Consider the following 729-nt stretch of genomic DNA (forward strand, 5'->3'; position numbering starts at 1 on the left):
CGGCGTGTTTTGGGCTACCATACGCCGTCAGAGCTATTTGATGCATTCCTCGATGAAGTTTATGCTAGTGAGTGTGTTTCCTGATTATGGTTGTTCAAATTCAACTTGCAATTTACCGTCAGTTTTTTTATGGCGAAATACAGTTACGAATTTAAGAAGCAACTGGTATCAGAATACCTGGACAATCAGGGAAGCTATGCTTCCATTTCACAAAAACATGGCATGTTGGACAGTTGCCAGTTAAGAAAATGGGTTGCTGCTTACAAAAAAATGGGGGATGCCGGGTTAAAACGCTCTCGCTCCCGGAAAGAATACTCTTTCGAAGAAAAGCTTTCTGTGGTAGAGTCTTACTTAACAAGCGAACTCTCGTATCAGGAACTGGCTCTTCAAATGGGAATCAACAATCCGTCGCTACTTGTCAGATGGGTAAATGACTTTAAAATAGCTGGGCCGGATGCGTTAAGACCGCACAGGAAAGGCAGGAAGAAGACATTGAATACATCGCAAGCAAAAGAAACAGAAGCACAAGTTCAGCATACGGAGGTGGATACCCGTGCGGAGCACGTGAAGGAATTAGAGGATGAACTTCTTAAACTCCGTATAGAGAATGCGGTTTTAAAAGAACTGAGGAGACTGCGGTTAGAGGACGAAGCAAAGCGGAGAGGGTTGCAAACGTCATCTTCAGTCTCCGAGGACAATTCAAACTAAAAGATCTTCTCTCCTACACCC

Annotated in this window: 1 protein-coding gene; it reads left to right on the plus strand. The window is 43.9% G+C overall.

From position 1 onward, the window contains the following. Positions 1-129: 129 nt before the first annotated feature. On the plus strand, positions 130-708 hold the full coding sequence (locus tag OCV58_RS12165; protein ID WP_154878013.1) for a helix-turn-helix domain-containing protein: 579 nt from the start codon (positions 130-132) through the stop codon (positions 706-708). Positions 709-729 lie beyond the last annotated feature (21 nt).

The organism is Megasphaera stantonii (assembly GCF_025567065.1).
GTDB lineage: Bacteria > Bacillota > Negativicutes > Veillonellales > Megasphaeraceae > Megasphaera > Megasphaera stantonii.

Excerpts from the sequence above, each read along its gene's own strand:
- OCV58_RS12165 (WP_154878013.1), top strand. The coding sequence starts at position 130 with ATGGCGAAATACAGTTACGAATTTAAGAAGCAACTGGTATCAGAATAC.